Annotated in this window: 18 protein-coding genes; 6 read left to right on the top strand and 12 right to left on the bottom strand. The window is 38.6% G+C overall.

The window, feature by feature from the left end; genetic code table 11:
- Window positions 1-25: 25 nt before the first annotated feature.
- The 9 genes from OLM56_RS16020 to OLM56_RS15980 form a co-directional block, all read right to left on the bottom strand.
- A complete protein-coding gene (locus tag OLM56_RS16020; RefSeq protein ID WP_264527685.1) occupies window positions 26-2,326 on the bottom strand; it encodes a T9SS type B sorting domain-containing protein in 2,301 nt (766 codons plus the stop codon).
- Window positions 2,327-2,348: 22 nt separating this feature from the next.
- Window positions 2,349-3,188 (bottom strand): ABC transporter permease, encoded by an 840-nt coding sequence (locus OLM56_RS16015; protein WP_121374793.1) that lies wholly within the window; start codon window positions 3,186-3,188, stop codon window positions 2,349-2,351.
- Window positions 3,189-3,249: 61 nt separating this feature from the next.
- Complete coding sequence (locus OLM56_RS16010) at window positions 3,250-4,146, bottom strand: ABC transporter ATP-binding protein (protein WP_264527684.1); 897 nt, start codon at window positions 4,144-4,146, stop codon at window positions 3,250-3,252.
- Window positions 4,147-4,242: 96 nt separating this feature from the next.
- Entirely contained in the window at window positions 4,243-4,482 is a 240-nt protein-coding gene (locus OLM56_RS16005) for a hypothetical protein (RefSeq protein WP_264527683.1), read from the bottom strand.
- Between the two features lie 111 nt (window positions 4,483-4,593).
- The gene (locus tag OLM56_RS16000; protein WP_264527682.1) at window positions 4,594-5,034 is read right to left on the bottom strand and encodes a hypothetical protein; all 441 of its coding nucleotides are present in this window, start codon (window positions 5,032-5,034) and stop codon (window positions 4,594-4,596) included.
- Between the two features lie 136 nt (window positions 5,035-5,170).
- A complete protein-coding gene (locus OLM56_RS15995) occupies window positions 5,171-6,229 on the bottom strand; it encodes a nucleoid-associated protein (RefSeq protein WP_121374789.1) in 1,059 nt (352 codons plus the stop codon).
- Between the two features lie 89 nt (window positions 6,230-6,318).
- Window positions 6,319-6,855, bottom strand: a complete 537-nt coding sequence (locus OLM56_RS15990) for an IS1096 element passenger TnpR family protein (protein WP_121374787.1) — start codon at window positions 6,853-6,855, stop codon at window positions 6,319-6,321.
- A 105-nt stretch (window positions 6,856-6,960) separates the two neighbouring features.
- Window positions 6,961-7,350, bottom strand: a complete 390-nt coding sequence (locus tag OLM56_RS15985; protein ID WP_182492399.1) for a VOC family protein — start codon at window positions 7,348-7,350, stop codon at window positions 6,961-6,963.
- Window positions 7,351-7,355: 5 nt separating this feature from the next.
- Window positions 7,356-7,733 carry a VOC family protein gene (locus OLM56_RS15980; protein ID WP_121374786.1) on the bottom strand — a complete coding sequence of 126 codons (378 nt, stop codon included), beginning with the start codon at window positions 7,731-7,733 and terminating at the stop codon, window positions 7,356-7,358.
- Between the two features lie 164 nt (window positions 7,734-7,897).
- Here OLM56_RS15980 and OLM56_RS15975 point away from each other — a divergent pair, with 164 nt between their 5' ends.
- From OLM56_RS15975 to OLM56_RS15950, 6 genes are all read left to right on the top strand, one after another.
- The gene (locus tag OLM56_RS15975; RefSeq protein WP_264527681.1) at window positions 7,898-10,051 is read left to right on the top strand and encodes a TonB-dependent receptor; all 2,154 of its coding nucleotides are present in this window, start codon (window positions 7,898-7,900) and stop codon (window positions 10,049-10,051) included.
- A 224-nt stretch (window positions 10,052-10,275) separates the two neighbouring features.
- Complete coding sequence (locus OLM56_RS15970) at window positions 10,276-10,902, top strand: tetratricopeptide repeat protein (RefSeq protein WP_264527680.1); 627 nt, start codon at window positions 10,276-10,278, stop codon at window positions 10,900-10,902.
- Window positions 10,903-10,934: 32 nt separating this feature from the next.
- Window positions 10,935-12,290, top strand: coding sequence for a 2TM domain-containing protein (locus OLM56_RS15965; RefSeq protein ID WP_264527679.1), 1,356 nt, complete (start codon window positions 10,935-10,937; stop codon window positions 12,288-12,290).
- A 15-nt stretch (window positions 12,291-12,305) separates the two neighbouring features.
- Window positions 12,306-12,623: a 2TM domain-containing protein gene (locus OLM56_RS15960; RefSeq protein WP_264527678.1), complete on the top strand. Its 318-nt coding sequence runs from the start codon at window positions 12,306-12,308 to the stop codon at window positions 12,621-12,623.
- A 1-nt stretch (window position 12,624) separates the two neighbouring features.
- On the top strand, window positions 12,625-12,942 hold the full coding sequence (locus OLM56_RS15955; RefSeq protein WP_264527677.1) for a 2TM domain-containing protein: 318 nt from the start codon (window positions 12,625-12,627) through the stop codon (window positions 12,940-12,942).
- Between the two features lie 86 nt (window positions 12,943-13,028).
- The gene (locus OLM56_RS15950; protein WP_121374781.1) at window positions 13,029-13,784 is read left to right on the top strand and encodes a LytR/AlgR family response regulator transcription factor; all 756 of its coding nucleotides are present in this window, start codon (window positions 13,029-13,031) and stop codon (window positions 13,782-13,784) included.
- 162 nt (window positions 13,785-13,946) lie between these two features.
- On the opposite strand, the gene OLM56_RS15945 is transcribed toward OLM56_RS15950, so the two are convergent.
- The 3 genes from OLM56_RS15945 to OLM56_RS15935 all read right to left on the bottom strand — a co-directional run bounded on the left by OLM56_RS15945 (window position 13,947) and on the right by OLM56_RS15935 (window position 16,943).
- Entirely contained in the window at window positions 13,947-14,129 is a 183-nt protein-coding gene (locus OLM56_RS15945) for a CsbD family protein (RefSeq protein ID WP_264527676.1), read from the bottom strand.
- An 87-nt stretch (window positions 14,130-14,216) separates the two neighbouring features.
- The gene (locus tag OLM56_RS15940) at window positions 14,217-15,917 is read right to left on the bottom strand and encodes a S41 family peptidase (RefSeq protein ID WP_264527675.1); all 1,701 of its coding nucleotides are present in this window, start codon (window positions 15,915-15,917) and stop codon (window positions 14,217-14,219) included.
- A 3-nt stretch (window positions 15,918-15,920) separates the two neighbouring features.
- Entirely contained in the window at window positions 15,921-16,943 is a 1,023-nt protein-coding gene (locus tag OLM56_RS15935; RefSeq protein ID WP_264527674.1) for a COX15/CtaA family protein, read from the bottom strand.
- Window positions 16,944-16,975: the final 32 nt, after the last annotated feature.

Below are 16,975 nucleotides of genomic sequence, written 5' to 3'. Positions count from 1 at the left end.
CCGATTAGCTCTCAAAGATATAGAATTATCTTAAGAGTGAGAAGTGTCCTCTTATTTCTCTTTTGTCTTGAAGTATAATCCTAAACCAGTAGTCGTTTGCAGGCAGGTCGTAGCCGTTCAGCTTGCCGTCCCAACCAGGCTGTCCTCCTTTAAAAAAGTAGAGCAGCTTGCCGTAGCGGTCAAAAATAGCAACGGTAGCACTGGGCTGGAACTGCAGGTATGGAATCCTCCACATATCGTTAGTACCGTCGTTATTTGGAGTGAAGAATTTAGGGTAATCCATGATGTAAAATACATGGGTAATGATACCGCAGTTGGCTTCTTTTATGATGACTGTGTATCGGCCTGGATCTAGATTTGTAAAGGTAGGCGAGTCTTGGAAAGTGATGCCGTCTAGAGAATATTGGTAAGTTCCGATACTGTCTGATGTCAAGACTACCGTCGCGGAGTTATTGCCTCCTTGGAAATCTCTTATATTCATGGATGCTACCGTGGCAATACTGGAAGCCGTGACGATGAATTTTTTAGTGCCTTCACAACCATCTGAATTGGTGACGGTAACGGTATAGGTTCCTGCTGCGGTTACTCGGATGATCTGCGTCGTTTCGTTGTTTGGAGTATTCCATTTGTAGCTTGAAAAGCCGCTTCCTGCATTAAGCAATACATCGCCGCCTCTGCAGACAATTGCCTGTACGTCGTTTAGGCTGCTGCCGAAAGAATTGACTATGACGTTAAATTCGGCAATTCCATAACAATCGATTCCCGAACTTAGCTTGGCATAGATACGCTGTTGGAAAGGAATGGTATTTGGGAAGACATCAGGAGCCGGAATCGGATTTAATCCGGATAGGGCGTCTTCGTATGAGGTATAATAGTTAATGTTTCCTGATGGCAGGTTGGCGAGTATATCAGCCTCTCTGTCACGCAAGTTAAAAACCGACTTGCCATCTGTAGGATTGGTATCGGTATCACATTTTTTCAGGTCTTGCGGATCGGCAATATTATTATTGGAAACGTTCAGCGTTACTTCTGAAATGGCGTAACAGCCGTATTGGTTTTCTGCACGGGCATAAACAACCGGCTGGGTATTTTCGAAATTTGTAACGTTGGTAATTGGATTGGTATTTGAAGCTGCTTCGCCATTTGTCCTAAAATACACAGGGTCGGTCAAAGTCGGGTCTGCCGCAATGACTTGAGCATCTGCTTGGTTGAGGTTGAACAAGGCACGGCCGTTATTGTCTTCGTCGCATTGTACTAGAACAGCATTAGAAACTGTGGGTGCTCCAGCATATTCTATCTTGATTTCTCCTGTAGAAAAACAACCGCCTGTCAGCTCAACGCTAACCGCATAAGTGCCTGCTACAGTAACAGGGTAGGTAGGCGTGATTTCGGGCTGCAGCACTGCGTCTTTGTACCATTCGTATCGTATTGCATTGGCATTCGTAGCATTTAGGGGCAAGGTTTCGTCTTTGCAAAGCGGATTTCCTGTGGCTAATAGCCTGTCTTCGCCAAGATCGGTTTCTATCTTGAAGCTTCCGCCTCCTAAGAAGATGGCCGAGTCGTATCGGTAGTTGCCTTCGTCTGCTACGACTAATTTTATGTGGTAAAGTACTCCTGGTGTTACGTCTGAAAGAGCAGTCAGAGCTACGGTCTGTCCGTTAAAATTGGTCGGATGCTCAAAGCCGTTGAAAGCTCCAAAATATTCTTCGTTTTGGGCTTCACAGCCGCCGTTTCCTCCAATCTCTGGGTGAACAGATGTTACTTTTACGGGTATGGTAGTTCCTGGTACTACGGCAAGATTTTTATAACCTTCCGTGCCTCCAACTTCTTTTAGAAGGAACGCAAATCCGTCTGAATAGCGGCATGGAGCATTGTCATGGTACTCTTCTGAAGAGAGGATATAGTCGAAACTGATCTTGTTTCCGAGTGGAATAAAATCAAATTCGAGTATGGTAGCGTTGATAGAATTGTTTATTTCCAAGGCAGCTTCCAGATCGGTATCGCCCGGCCAGTCCATTCCTTGGCCGTCATCGAGCAAGCTGCTGTTCGGGCCTTGTGCTGCGACGGCTCTTCCGGTACTTAATACGATTCCGTCTGCAAAAGGAAAGGTACTACTCCCGGCATTAAAGTAGCCGTAGCTTTGCTGTCCTGAAGCAAAATTTCCTCCAAGCACCGAAATATTTGAAACGCTGGCGCAGGTATTGTTGATGAGTACATCTCTGACCAGCTGTTCCTTTGTATAGGTGTCGTTGACTGTTATATATTGAGCTTTGGCCAGAAACGGAAGGCAAAGAACAAATAAAATAAAAATGTGGGGTTTTGTCATTTTCATAGTATCGGCAAAGATACTATAAATCTCGTTTTTTCAGAATTTTATACGACATTAACATAAAAATAACCGTCCAAACGACCACAATGAGAATTTCATACCAGTGGACGCTGTAGTCTTTTGGGGCCACGCCGCCAGAGACTTGGTTTTCGATGGCTTTATAGGCTTGGAATCGTGTTATAGGTTCTTTTATCAGATTTGACATGGATTCCAATGGTAAAAAAGCCGTTACTTTCTGAACTTGCTCTGTGCTTGAAAAAACAAGCCATCTCAAAAGACCGAAAATAATTCCTTCGAAGAAAAACCATACGAGAAGGAATCCTAGTGCAAATGCGGAACGTTTTACTAATATTCCTAAGAAAAGGCAGAAAGAAAAGAAAGCCACGAGTTTTACGAAATAGGCTAAAAGGTATTCGAGGTCTGAAAAGATAATGCCTGCCTCGTCATAGGATGAGAAGCACAGGCCTAATATCATCGACATTATAAAAACAAAAATGGTCGAACCTAGGGCGAACAGAATTACAGTTATAAGCTTGGACTTGATGAATTCGTTTTTGCTAAGGCCGTCGATAAGGTTTTGTTTGAGAGTACCGTAGGTGTATTCGTTTGCCATCATCGAAACAATTACTACGGCCAGGAAGAATTTCAGTATGGAGGCTACATAGGTATTGAAATGCCAGATGTAAGGAAAGTTGAAAATTCCTTGATCGGCAATCCTAAAGTTGATGCCTAGAAAGCTAAAATTGATGGAGGCTATCAGGGCGATGAAGGAAAGCAGGACGAAATAGGTAAGGGTAAGTACTCTGCTCGCCTTGTTCTGCCATATTTTTTGAAGTTCGATGGATAGTAATCGTTTCATGGTTGCTAGTTTTATCCTGATATACTATGAAAGGTATCGGGTTTTGGATTGTTTCGGTTTGTTATTTGTTGTTGGTCAATTGCAAGAATTGTTCCTCTAGGCTGTGCTTGCGTTTCACCAAATGGCTTAAGAAGATGTTTCTATCGATAAGAAACTTATTCAGCTCGGAAGCATTCACGCTGCCTTTTGGATAGGCAATAAGACGCCCTTCTTCTTCCTCGATCTTGTCTATGGAAGGATGTTGTGCCAAAGCATTTTTTAATTCTTGCAGGTTTTCTGCCTGTAATTCGAAGAAGCCATCCTGGGAGTTCATTCCGTCGACAGTACCAGAGTATAAAATTTCTCCTTTTCTTAAAACGAGTACATGGCTGCACACTTTTTCTACTTCGTCAAGAAGGTGTGATGCTAAAAGGATTGTAGTTCCGTGAGAAGCGATGGTCTTAATGATGTCGCGGATCTGACGGATTCCTTGCGGATCAAGGCCATTTGTAGGCTCATCGAGAATTAGGATTTCAGGGTCGTTTAGAAGTGCAGAAGCAATGGCAAGTCTTTGTTTCATTCCGAGCGAAAAGGTCCTGAACTTGCTGTCTTTCCTATCGAGAAGCCCGACAATTTCTAGTTTTTCTTGAATCTTAGAATAGTTGGTTCCTTTAATCTTGCAGACTAGCTGTAGGTTTTGCTCAGCAGTCATGTAGGGATAAAAGTTAGGCCTTTCAATGATTGCGCCTACTTTTTTCAGAGCTTCATGAGTTTCCATCTGTCCCCCAAACCAGCTGTAGCTTCCTGAGGTTTTATTGACAACGTTGAGGACTATTCCGAGGGTAGTGGATTTTCCGCTTCCGTTTGGTCCTAAAATACCGTAGACATTTCCTTTTTTGATTTCTAAAGAAACGTTTTTGACGGCTTTGACCAGCCCGAAATTTTTATAAAGATTTTCAATTTTAAGTATAGTTTCCAAAATATATAGAGGTTTGGTTTAAAGATAGGACGTTTCAGGCAACAATTTGTTACAAGGAATTAAAAACTCTTTTTTGGAACCGAATTTTGAAAAGATTTATAGGGCAACCTGCCTTTTCTGATATAGTTGATTTAACGTCTTGTTGATGTCTTTTAATTCATCAGAGAGATGAATCTTGTTGCCTTTCACATCGTTTGTTGCATGGCAGTGGCATACTTTGCATTCAAATTCCTTGAAGTGGTCGGTTACTTTTCTGATAGTCTTGAACTTGTGTCCAAAAAATCGACAAAATGCTTTTTCAAAAAGCACATTGTGGCGGGAGGTTAGTGGATTCATGTAGGTTATGTTTGTTTTGGGGTTATAAACATACTACTTTATCCGATTAAAGGCAAAAATAATCGACGAAATGCATAATGTAACTGATTTGTAAACAAAACGTTATGGATTTTATGCCAAGCCATGTTCTTTTAAGGCTTTTTCTTCATCACCTGTTATAAAAGCAAAAATCTTGTGTTTGCCGTCCTTGAAATTCAGGAAATAAGTGACTTCAAAGTCTATTTTTCCTGCTGCTTTGTCTTTTTGGTAATTCGATCTCCAGTAAATTTTCGCCATGGCATGGTATTCATCGAGAACGGTGATTTCTTTTGAAAGTATGTCCATTGAAGTAATCCCTATTTTCTTATAGAATTCATAGCCTTTCAGCATCTGCTTTTTGAATTCAGCATCGTTTTTTCCACAGATCACTCCCAGCGGACTTGATTCTATAAAGCAGTCGGCAAAGGAATCGGCTGCTTCATCAGCATATATTTTTTTTCCAATCAACGCATCGTTGACTCTTTTTTCGTAATGATTAAAAAAAGTTTCTATGTCTTTATTTTTTGTTTTCATAGCTAGTAGGGTTTTGATTTGTAATAGATTAGTTCCTAAAATTACAACTACGAAAGAAGATTATTTTTATATAATTATAAGCAAATAAAAATCCCCAACTGTTACCAATTGGGGATGCTTAGATTATTTTAGAAAATTAAGATTTTTGCTCTTTGTTGAAATAAACTAGATAATAGTACATCTGTTTTTCTTCGTCCCAGCCTTTTTCTACAAATTTTTCTGCGCTTTCTGGGTTGATGAAATCGAGCTTGATTTGGATGTTTGTATCTAAATTGATCACGTTCTTGATTTTTTTTCGGGCATCAGAAACAGCAGCGTTGGCAATCGGGAAGCTTGTCACATCTTCGATGCTGTATTTTTCTCCTTTGTCCACTTTATAGTTTTTGAATTCCGACATCAGGTCTGGATTGTCAAGAACTTCGTTTAAGAAATTTTGCTCTTCGAAATCGTCGTTTTTCGCAAAATAGTTCACAGAACGGTTCATGAACATGACTTCTTCTTTTTTGTCTTCGGCAGGCAAGACCACGTCTTTTGCAAAGTCTTGGCAGAATTTCAAATATTTTTTAGTGATGAAGTTCTCGTCTTGGAAAGCATCTACCGAAAGGAAATGCTCCAGCCAATAACGTGCGTCATATCTGTTGCTGTCAACAGTCAATATTTTGTAGCCTTCTTCTTTTTTGTGGTTGAAGATAAGGCAACCTTTGTCGAGCTTGTTAAGGTTGATTCCTTGCTGCAGGATCATCTCTAGATTGCTTTCTTTTTCTTCAAATTGAAGGAAATCGGACTGCAGTTCGCTTTTAAAAATACCAACGGCGTCAACTACATTGTTATCAATACTCAAGTTGGTCAGATACGCTACATATACCTCTCCGTTTTTGATGTGCGGATGGTTGGACTGTTCAAACAAATGTTTGGTTATCTTTTTTGAAACTTCGTGAACGCTGCTCGGGTTGGTAAAAATCTCGCTGGCCAGATTGTACATTTCATTATAGTCCAAATCTACATCGTGTGCGAATTGGAAATAGTTTTCTTCTTTTTCTCTAAATGATTTCAAGAAAAATTCTTTAAGCAAAGGCATGATCTCGTCGTTCAGCCCGTATGGGGATTCAGACAAAAAGAAGGCTTCGTTACGGCTTTTGTTTCCGACTCTATGAATGGAAAGAGTCTCGATGTGGGTGTTAAATAAGTTGATCATTTAGAAAGAATTTGTTTTTAGATAAAAGAACCAAGAAAGAAAACAAAAGTAGCTTCTTTCTTGGCTCAAAAAATGTATGTTGATAAGTTTTAATTCCAGTTCTCCTCGAAGCCGTAGTCTTCAAAATTGTCGCCTCCGTCTAGCATGTCTAGGTCGTCTTCGTCAAAATCGTCTTCATCGTAGTCAAAATCATTAACAGCTGAATCGCTAAAATCTTTGTCTGGAGCTTCAAGAGGTACTTCACCATGAGAGAACAATACGTCTGGATAAATTTGTCCAGGAACGTGTTCTTCGACTGCTGCCAATTCAACAAAGAAAGTCCACATATTGATGAAATCATACACATAGATGATTTTTGTTCTTTCTTCGTCTAGGACTTCGGAAAGCATAAAATCCGACATTACTTTTTGCTCGCCAGGAACGTCGCCCGTGTCAAACATCGGAATTTCTTCGTCTTGGTTCCATTGGTCATCGCTTGTGTAGAATGAGGCAACTTCCATTCCGTCAAAGCCAAAAGCATTGACAATAGCATTGTGTAGATCCTCTAGGCTGTCATCGTCTAGAATGGCAATATCTCTGAAAACATCTTCTTCCGCATCGAGAATTACCCTGAATTTATAAACCATAATATAAATGTATTGTTGAAACGCCAAAGGTAAAATTTAAATTCTGATTTTTAGATTTTGCGTTCTTGGAATTTTTAATATACGGCCCTAAAAAAGACTCAATTCTTAAGCTTCATAGAATTCAATCGGCAGATTGTCAGGATCTGCTATAAATGTGAATCTTTTGTTCGTGAATTCGTCTGTCCTGACGGGTTCTGGATTTAAATTATTATCGACAAGATAATGCAACGTCTGCTTGATATCGTCGACTTCAAATGCCAGATGGCGCAGTCCGCAGGCTTCCGGCTGTGAAACACGGCTTGGCGGATTGGGGAACGAGAAGAGTTCGATAGAATAATTTCCATTCAAGGCAAGATCCAATTTATAAGAATCTCTTTCGCTGCGGTAGGTTTCGGCCATGATTTCGAAGCCTAATAGTTTGGTGTAAAAATGTTTTGATACTTCATAATCGGAACAGATTATGGCAATGTGATGTACTTTTTTTAGTTTCAGCATAAGAATTATTCGCTTAAAGGTTCTGTAATCCACCATTGATTTCCGAAGGGATCTTCAAAACCTGCAGTATAGCCGTAGTCTTGCTGGCCTGGGTTTTTTAGGCTCTTGGAGCCTTTTTGCATGGCAAGATTAAAAACATCGTCTACCTTTTCTATATAGAGAAACATGCCAGCTGTTTTTTGATGCCAGTTGTCTGTCGCTTGGGCGAACATAATGACAGCATCCTTGATTTTAATTTCTCCGTGCATTATCGAATTGTTTTCTCCGGGAACAATCAGCTGTTCTTTGGCTCCGAAGACTGCTTTTGAAAATTCAAAAAAATCATTCGCCTTATTCAAGATAAGGTAGGGCATGACCGGAAGGTATTGTTGCGGGATTCTCATGATAGCGGTTTTAACGATAGATTAAAATTATAAAAACAAAACCACATGGCGAAGGGTTTTATGATTTGGATTGCAATTCATCCCTAAAAAAATACAATTCGGCAATCTTTATTATGAAACATGATTTCGGGAATGCAACTTTGCCTCATCAAAACTAACAGACCATGAAAACTATCTTTACATTTTTATTTCTTACTTTTTCGATTGCTGCTTTTGCGCAACAGACTATTTCTGGAAAAGTCACAGATGAAAAAGGGCATCCCATTGCAGGAGCCAATATTTTTATAGAAGGAACGTATGATGGAGATTCTTCTGATGAACAAGGAAATTTCAGTTTCCAAACGACAGCAGCAGGAAAACAAAATCTTGTCATTACTTTTTTGACTTACGAAACTTTGAATCAGGAAATTGCTGTTGAAGATTTTAAAGGCAGGACGGTAAAATTAAAAGAATCGGTCAATACACTCGATGCAGTCGTAATCACGGCGGGAACTTTTGAATCGGGCGACAAAGCAAGAGTATCAGTATTGAAGCCGATGGATATCGTAACAACTGCCGGAGCTTCTGGTGACATTATTGGAGCGCTTCTTACGTTGCCAGGAACGCAGACTGTCGGTGAAGACGGGCGACTTTTTGTAAGAGGAGGAGAGGCTGATGAAGCACAGACGTATGTAGACGGACTTCGTGTTTCGCAACCGTATGGAGCAACGACAAACAATCTGCCAACTCGCGGAAGATTTTCGCCTTTTCTTTTCAGCGGTATTGCATTTTCAACGGGAGGCTATAGTGCAGAATATGGAGAAGCGCTTTCTAGCGTTCTGTTGCTGAATACGATTGACGAGCCAGATAATGAAAAGACGGATATTTCTTTAATGTCCGTGGGTTTGGGAATAGGAAATACGCAGAAGTGGGAAAAAAGTTCCTTGAGCGTAAATACTTCTTACGTGAATCTGGCACCTTATCAGGTAGCTATCCCTCAAGCAGTGGATTGGAACAGGGCTTATCAATCTATTTCTGGCGAAATGGTTTACAGGTATCAGTTTAATAGCGGTTTGTTGAAAACGTATATAGCTTTTGATGCTGCAGATTTCGACCTAAATCAAGAGAACATCAACCAGCCTGAGAAAATTCGAGTAGACGTACGAAATAACAACCTATATCTTAATTCTTCGTATAAAGGTTATTTTGGGAGCAATTATCAGCTTACGACAGGAATCAGCTATGGCTATTCGCATAACAAGATTGGTATTGGTTTGGACGACGTAAAGAATGCAGAACATGCAACTCACATGAAAATAAAAATCGGAAAAAATCTTTCTGAACGCGTAAGAGTTACTGTAGGAGCCGATTATTTCACGACAAAATTTGATGAGGATTTTAAAGAAAATGCAGGGAATGCTTTTTCTTCTGGATACGACAATAATATTGCCGCGGCGTATGCTGAAACAGATATCTTTTTTTCGAAAAACTTTGCTGCAAAAGCTGGTTTACGATTCTCTCATTCTGATTTATTACAAGAATCAAATCTTTCGCCAAGACTTTCACTAGCTTATAAGGTGAGCAAAAATGGACAGTTTTCTCTCGCTTATGGAGATTTCGTGCAGTCGCCAAGGCAAGAATACTTGAAATATTCTAGCCAATTTGAAAGCGAAAAGACAGCACATTATATTTTGAACTTCCAATACAATAAGACAGGAAAAACATTCCGAGCTGAGGCCTATTTCAAGCAATATAGAGATTTGGTAAAATACGATACAGAGATTTCTCAATTCGATTCGCAGTTCAATAACAACGGAAAAGGTTTCGCAAAAGGAATCGATTTGTTCTGGAGAGACAACAACTCTTTTAAGAACTTGGAATACTGGATTTCGTATTCGTATATCGATACAGAAAGAGACTATAAAAATTATCCGAAACAGGTAACTCCAAGTTTTGTGGCCGACCATTCGTTGTCTATCGTAACCAAATATTGGATCAGCGATTTGAGGTCTCAAGTTGGTTTTACGAACAGCTTTAATTCAGGAAGACCTTACAACAATCCTAATGAATCGGCTTTCATGAACGGCAAGACAAAAGCGTATAACAATTTGAGTTTTAGCTGGGCTTACTTGGTTTCACAACAAAAGATCCTTTACTTCTCTGTTTCCAACGTGCTAGGTACGGACAATGTCTTTGGCTATCAGTATGCGGATAATCCAAATATGAATGGCGAATTCCAACGCCAGGCTATCAGACAGCCAGCCGACCGCTTCTTCTTTGTGGGATTCTTTTGGACGATAAGTGAGAATAAGAAGGAGAATCAGTTGAAAAATCTTTAAAAAGGTGCTAAGATACTAAGGTTTTGAGGTGCTAAGGTTTTGCGAAGACAATTCAAACTTAGCTTCTCAGAACCTTAGCACCTCCAAAAAAACAATTCATCCTCAAAAATCGACAGTTCAGAAAGTCTCTTTTTTATAAGAGCAGATTCTGAAGCAAATTTGTACCAGAAACAACAAAGAGTTTTAATCATCAAAAATACTATCAACTTAAAAACATCACGATCATGACAAAATTTATTCTTACCATCGCTTTTTTTATCACTACGCTAGCTGGCGCCCAAACACAGTATGAACAAGGAATGCAAAAAGCATTTGCGCTTTGGAGCGAAGGAAAAACTACAGAAGCTTCGGCTTTGTTTGAAAGAATCGCTTCAGCTGAAAAAAACAACTGGCTTCCTAATTATTATGTGGCTTTGGTTAATACGACGACGGCTTTCCAGACCAAAGACAAAAACCAGATTGTAGCATTATTAGGAAAAGCGCAAGAGGCATTAAATACGGAATTGGACAAAAATCCGGAAAATCCTGAACTGCTAGTAATGCAAGCGATGATCAACACGGCTTGGATTGTTGCCGACCCGATGACCAATGGAATGAAGCTTTCGGCAAAAACAATTGAAATTTATGACAAGGCACTTAAAATTGCGCCAGAAAACCCAAGAGCGTTGTTTTCGAAAGCCGAATTTGAAATCGGAGGCGCTAGGTATTTCGGAAACGACACGAAGCCAATGTGTGCACAGATTGACAAAGCAATAGAACTTTTTGCTAAATTTAAACCGGAAACGCCTTTTCACCCAAATTGGGGATTGGACAGAGCGCTTGAAGCACAAAAAGAGTGCAATAAAAAATAAGCTACAATACTAAGCAATTAATACTATTCCACATGCGAGAAATAATCCGATACATTTTTAAGACAATCATAACAGGCGTTGTTGTCAGCATGGCAATCATGGCAATCATGTTCGTGATCGAGGCTATGTTTGGAAGAGATTTTATCGTGAATGCTTCGTTATTCAAAGAAATGGGCTATTACTCGCTTTATGGAATTGTACTGACCTTTATAAACTCTACGTATTTTGACTACCTGAACAACGAAATTGTTTGGGGAAAATATAAAAAGTACAGGATAGCTATCAGCATTCTTGGGAGTATTGTATTGACACTTGTAGGTATTTTTATCGTAAGGATGATTATCGCGCTGGTCATAAACAATAGGACCTATTCTGAATTTTTAGAAAAGGAAAATTTCAGGTTTTATGTTGTCTGTCTGATTATAACGATGATTGTGACCTTGTTTTTCCATCTGATTTATTTTTATAAAAAATCACAGGAAAATAAAGTCAAGGAGCAAAAGATTATTGCAGGAACGGCTTCGGCAAAATTCGAGACGCTTAAAAATCAGATCGACCCCCATTTTCTTTTTAACAGCTTGAATGTACTGACATCGCTCATTGAGGAAAATCCGGATAATGCGCAGAAATTCACCACGTCGCTTTCTAAAATCTACCGATATGTTTTAGAGCAAAAAGACAAAGAATTAGTAAGCGTAGAAGAAGAACTTTCGTTTGCAAAAACCTATATGAATCTTCTAAAAATGCGATTCGAAAATAGCGTTTTTTATGAATTGCCAGAAACTTTAAATAATCCAGATGCAAAAGTAGTTCCCTTGTCATTACAGCTGATTCTAGAAAATACGGTCAAGCACAATATTGCCAGCGAAATGAAGCCCCTTCATATCCGGATTTATGAAAGAGATGATTATCTGATTATCGAAAATGATTACCAAAAAAAGGAAGTATTACAAGACAGAAAAGGAGTAGGATTGCAAAATATTGTCGACCGCTATTCCATCATAACCAATAGAAAAGTAAGAATTGAGCAGACAGAAAAACATTTTAAAGTTGAATTGCCGATGCTCACCAAACAAATAGCAATTATGGAAACAAATTATAATACACAAGAAAGCATGTATCTCAAGGCTCAAAAAAGAGTAGAGGATATCAAAGGATTTTACGGCAACCTTACCTCCTATATTGTCGTTATTACTGGATTGGCCATCTTAAACCTGATCAGCTCTCCAAGCCACCTGTGGTTTCTTTATCCGGCAATCGGCTGGGGAATCGGAGTGGCCGTTCACGGAATGTCGGTTTTTAACTACATGCCGTTCTTAGGAAGGGATTGGGAAGAAAAGAAAATCAGGGAACTGATGGAAAAGGATAAGTCGGATAAATGGCAGTAATTTAAGTTGGAAATCATGGAAAATTTTGATTCTGAAAAAATGGCGTATGATAAAGCCAAAAAAAAGGCCAAGGAAATCAGATCCTTCTATTTTAACCTTACGTGCTACTGTGTCGTTATACCGATTTTAATTGTGATCAATTTGGTTTTTGTTCCTCAATTTCACTGGTTTTGGTTTTCGATGTTAGGCTGGGGAACAGGACTTTTGTGTCACGGAATGGCAGCTTTTGGTTACAATCCGTTTTTAGGAAGAAACTGGGAAGAAAAAAAGCTGAAGCAGTTTATGGAAGAAGAAAAGCAAAAACAACATTCTTATAATCAAAAATATAAATAAAATGGAAAATCTGACAGCCATAGAGCAACAAAAGCTAGAAAGAGCGCAAAAACGCGTAAAAGCAATTTCGGGTTTTTATAAACATTTGATTGCATACATCTTGGTCAATCTGTTTTTAATTTCGAGAGCCTATTTTAATCTTAAGCCAGGCGAAGAATTTTTTAAATTTTCTAATTTTTCAGTAGCTTTCTTCTGGGGCATCGGATTGGCTTTTAATGCCGCAGGAGTCTTCGGAAGAAATGCCTTTTGGGGACAAAACTGGGAAGAAAAGAAAATCAATGAAATCATGGAAAAAGAAAAAACGGCTAAATGGGAATAGTTTTGTAATTATGAATTATGAATTATGAATTATGAATTATGAATTATGAATTATTTTTCCCTTAAACTTTAAACGATCAACCAAAGATGACCACCATAATTATTGAAGACGAAAAGCCTTCTGCAAGATTGTTACAGCGAAAGCTACAGAAATTAGCCATAGAAACGGATACCATGCTGCATTCTGTGGAAGAAGCGATTAATTGGTTTCAGAATAATCCGCATCCGGATTTGATATTTTTGGATATTCAGCTTTCTGACGGCCTGTCTTTTGAGATTTTTGACGTTATCGACATCAAGAGTGCTATTATTTTTACGACAGCCTATGATGAATATGCCTTGAGAGCTTTTAAGTTGAACAGTATCGATTATCTTTTAAAGCCGATAGATGAAGAAGATCTTGAGATTGCTATAAATAAATTTAAGGCACGCCAGCCAAAGTCAGAACCCATGTCGCTTGATTTGGAAATGATAAAGAAGATGCTGGTTAGTCCGGATGTGAAAAGTTATAAGAAACGTTTTACCATCAAAACAGGACAGCATCTGAAAATGATCAATATTGAAGAAGTTGAATGTTTTTATAGCGAAAATAAAGGCACGTACCTGCATACCATCGACAATCGTGACTATCTTTTGGAAGGAACTTTAGAGCAGCTGGAAACAGAATTGGACCCGAAAGATTTCTTTCGTGTGAGCCGGAAATTCATCGTTCCTATGAAAACGATAAAAGATATTGTAGTGTACAGTAATTCCAGGCTAAAACTCATACTGCCAACCTATAAAGAAGATGAGGTGATTGTTAGCCGGGAGCGTGTCAACGATTTTAAAAGCTGGATAGGATAAAAAAAACTGTTTCAAAAGCCAATCAAATTGATCGGGCTGATGAAACAGTCTTGAATGCATCTTAATCTAAATTTTGCAGCAGCATTTGATTATTTTGAATTCATGAACATGAATTAGATGAAATCACTTTCGGCTGCAAGGGTCAAAAAAAATGGATTCGTATTAATCAAATAATGATTTGATTTCTTTTTCGGTCTTGCCTAGCTTTTTTTGAAGCTTGCCCCACATTTCGTCTTCTTTTCCTTCTTCAAACAACAAATCGTCGTCTGTGAGTTCGGCAAATTTTTGCTTAAGTTTTCCTTTAAGCTCGTTCCAGTTTCCTTTTATTTCTCTTGAATTCGGCATACACTTTGTTTTGCGATTAATAGTATTGTAAAGTTACATGTATCACATCAAAAAGGTATTACATCATTTCTGGAAAGAGTTACATCTTTATTTTTTCAGGATCACTTCAAAGCCTTTGTTGATAAGCGGATCGATTTTATTCTGCAAATCAGAAATGGTCGGTTTGACTACAACATCAGGAACAATTCCGATTCGTTGCGTTTCTTTTTTATCTGTATAAAAAATTCCGACACCAGAAAAAATCATCTTTTCGCCATTCACCAATGGAATTGGAGTCTCATTTCCGTCGGCACCAGAAGTCTGGCTTCCTACAACGGTAATAGTAGGAGCCATTTGGAAAATCATCGACCACATTTCAGAAAGGCTTTGCGTATTTTCATTTACAAGAATGACGATTTTTCCTTTATAATAATCAGGATTTGTCTTGCCTATATATTTGTAATCTTCTGTAATGATATAGTCTTGCCAGCAAAATCTTCCAGGCTTGCCAAAATCAGGCTTGGTCACAATACCAAACCATTTTGGTTCGGGAAAAAGATAGTTGAAAGTTTTTATGACTCCGCCGTTTGGATTATATCCTCTTAGGTCAAAAACAATTCCCTTGGTGTTTTTCATGGCTTTCATGATGCTATCAATCTCAGAAGTTTCAAGTAAAGAAAAGTCTATAAAGCCTACATTGTCTTTGTTTATGACCGAATAGATTGCTTTCTGTGCGACTTCATCATAACGTAATAAATTGTTATCTGGAAGTCCGTCTTCAAACCAAATGCCATTACTTCTGTCAATTCTTTCTATCTTCTTTTCAAACGGTTTTTTGTTTTTGTCATAACCTTTGATGGTAAAACTGCTTCCTTTTTCACCAGAAAACATATAATGGTAAGAATCCCTAAGTTTTACGGAATTGTTTGAAGCCGAAATATATTTTGAATTACGTTGGATAATTTTATCAATCGATTCACCATTAACTGTTTCGATTACATCGCCATATTCGATGCCTAAAGCTTGGCAGGTTTCGATATTTACTGGTTTTGTAACTACAATTTTATTTTCGGCAATCTGATACGTAAAAGGCGCACCGTAGTTTCCGAAAATTTCAGTGTATTTTTTTGGTTCAATTCTCGAATGCGTATCTTCGATAGCACCCGAAAAAGCCATCATTGTCTTTTTATAAGAAAGCTTATCTGTCGCGTTTTTAACCAAAGGAATAAATTCTTTCAAGACGGCGTCCCAATCTTTGGAAATCCCATATTTGTACGGATAGAAATATTCAATAACATTCCAAGCTCTGAATAAGTTCAGGATGCGGTAATTTTCTTCCAGTGCTTTTTCTTTGTATTCTTTTTCGTTCTGGCCATTATAACGGATGTTATCTGCCTTTTGGCAATAGTAGCCTCCAGGAATTTGATTGGACGAGACTAAGCCTGAAAGATAATTTTTTTGTGCAACACTAAGATTTTTATCTTTTTGGATCCATGCTGTAGAAACGTTTCTGTTGTCTTGGTCTTTGCAAGAAATCAACTCCGAAGTTTTTACAGCAGTTTTGCTTTTCAAAAAATCCATCCAAACTGCTATCGTTTTTTCGGCTGGCAGTTTTTGATCTAAAGCCGTTATCAATAAGGAATCAGCATCTATTTTTCCGTTGGAAACAATAGGGTCGTAATATTTCAGCAATCCCCAAGTTTTGCAGATTGTAACCAAATCTTTATCTGAAATCGAACTTTTCTTTTGGCCGAAAGCCAGCGCCGTCACCAAAAGACAACTGCAAATAACGTAAAAGGATTGCTTCATGTTTTATTTTATTTCTCTGTTTTTGCTTTCTAAAATTAGATAAAATTGCGTTCCGAACAAAAGCGAGGCGATGACAAGATGAACGGATTGGGAACCGAAAGGGAAATCGTACCAATACATCAAAATTCCAGAAAGAATCTCAATAGCCAGCAGCCACATTACCCAATTCATTTTTTTGAAGCCTAACTTTAATTTGTTATTTCGCGTAATCAGAATTACGTTAATCAGCAGGACTATAAAGGAAAAAGTTCTGTGGAAATAAAACCCGATAATCGGATCTTCAAGAATTTTGTGCATGGCATCATAGCCATAAATTTTTACTTGCTCGTCTACAAACTGGCGTACTTGTGTTCCTAATATTATTTGTGTCAGGGTCAGGATCAGTGAAATAATCAGGACGCTGTCAAACACTTTGTCAAATTTCAACGAGGTAACTTTTGGCTTGGCCAAATTTAAGATATACAATATAACACAGACAATGAGCAGTGCCATCACCATGTGGATCGTAATTTTTACAGGATTGAGTACAGAATACACTACCGTTGCACCTAGCCAGCCTTGAAAGCCCATCAAGAAGACCACAAGCCATGAAAGCAGAGTGATTTTTTTATTGTCTTTCCAAAGGCTGAAAGAAAAAATAGCCATGACAAAACAGGCTAATCCTGCCAAGGCTCCAACCAAACGGTTGATATATTCTACCCAAGTATGCGTCGGGTTAAACAGCGCATAATCGTGTTTTGTATAGACTTGCCAATGATTTTCATCGAATTCGCTTCCCGATTTGAAATCGTCTTGGGCAACCAGTAGTTTTTCACCTCTGATGATTACTTGTCCTTTTTCAAATTCACGGCCCGGAGACCAAGTCAGTTCTGAAATATCTGTCGGAGGGATATAATAACCGAAACATTTTGGCCAATCGGGACAGCCCATTCCGGAACCGGTCATTCGGACCAAGGCGCCTGCAATAATTACCAAATAGACTAAGACTAATGCGATTTTGGTAATGGAGGGGAAATATTTTTTCATCTTTTGTTTATTGGATTGCGTATTTTAGGATA

Origin of the sequence: Flavobacterium sp. N2550, from assembly GCF_025947265.1 — a bacterium.
GTDB classification, from domain to species: domain Bacteria; phylum Bacteroidota; class Bacteroidia; order Flavobacteriales; family Flavobacteriaceae; genus Flavobacterium; species Flavobacterium endophyticum.
Note: the sequence above shows the minus strand (reverse complement) of the source record. Positions and strands in the feature narration are given on the sequence as shown.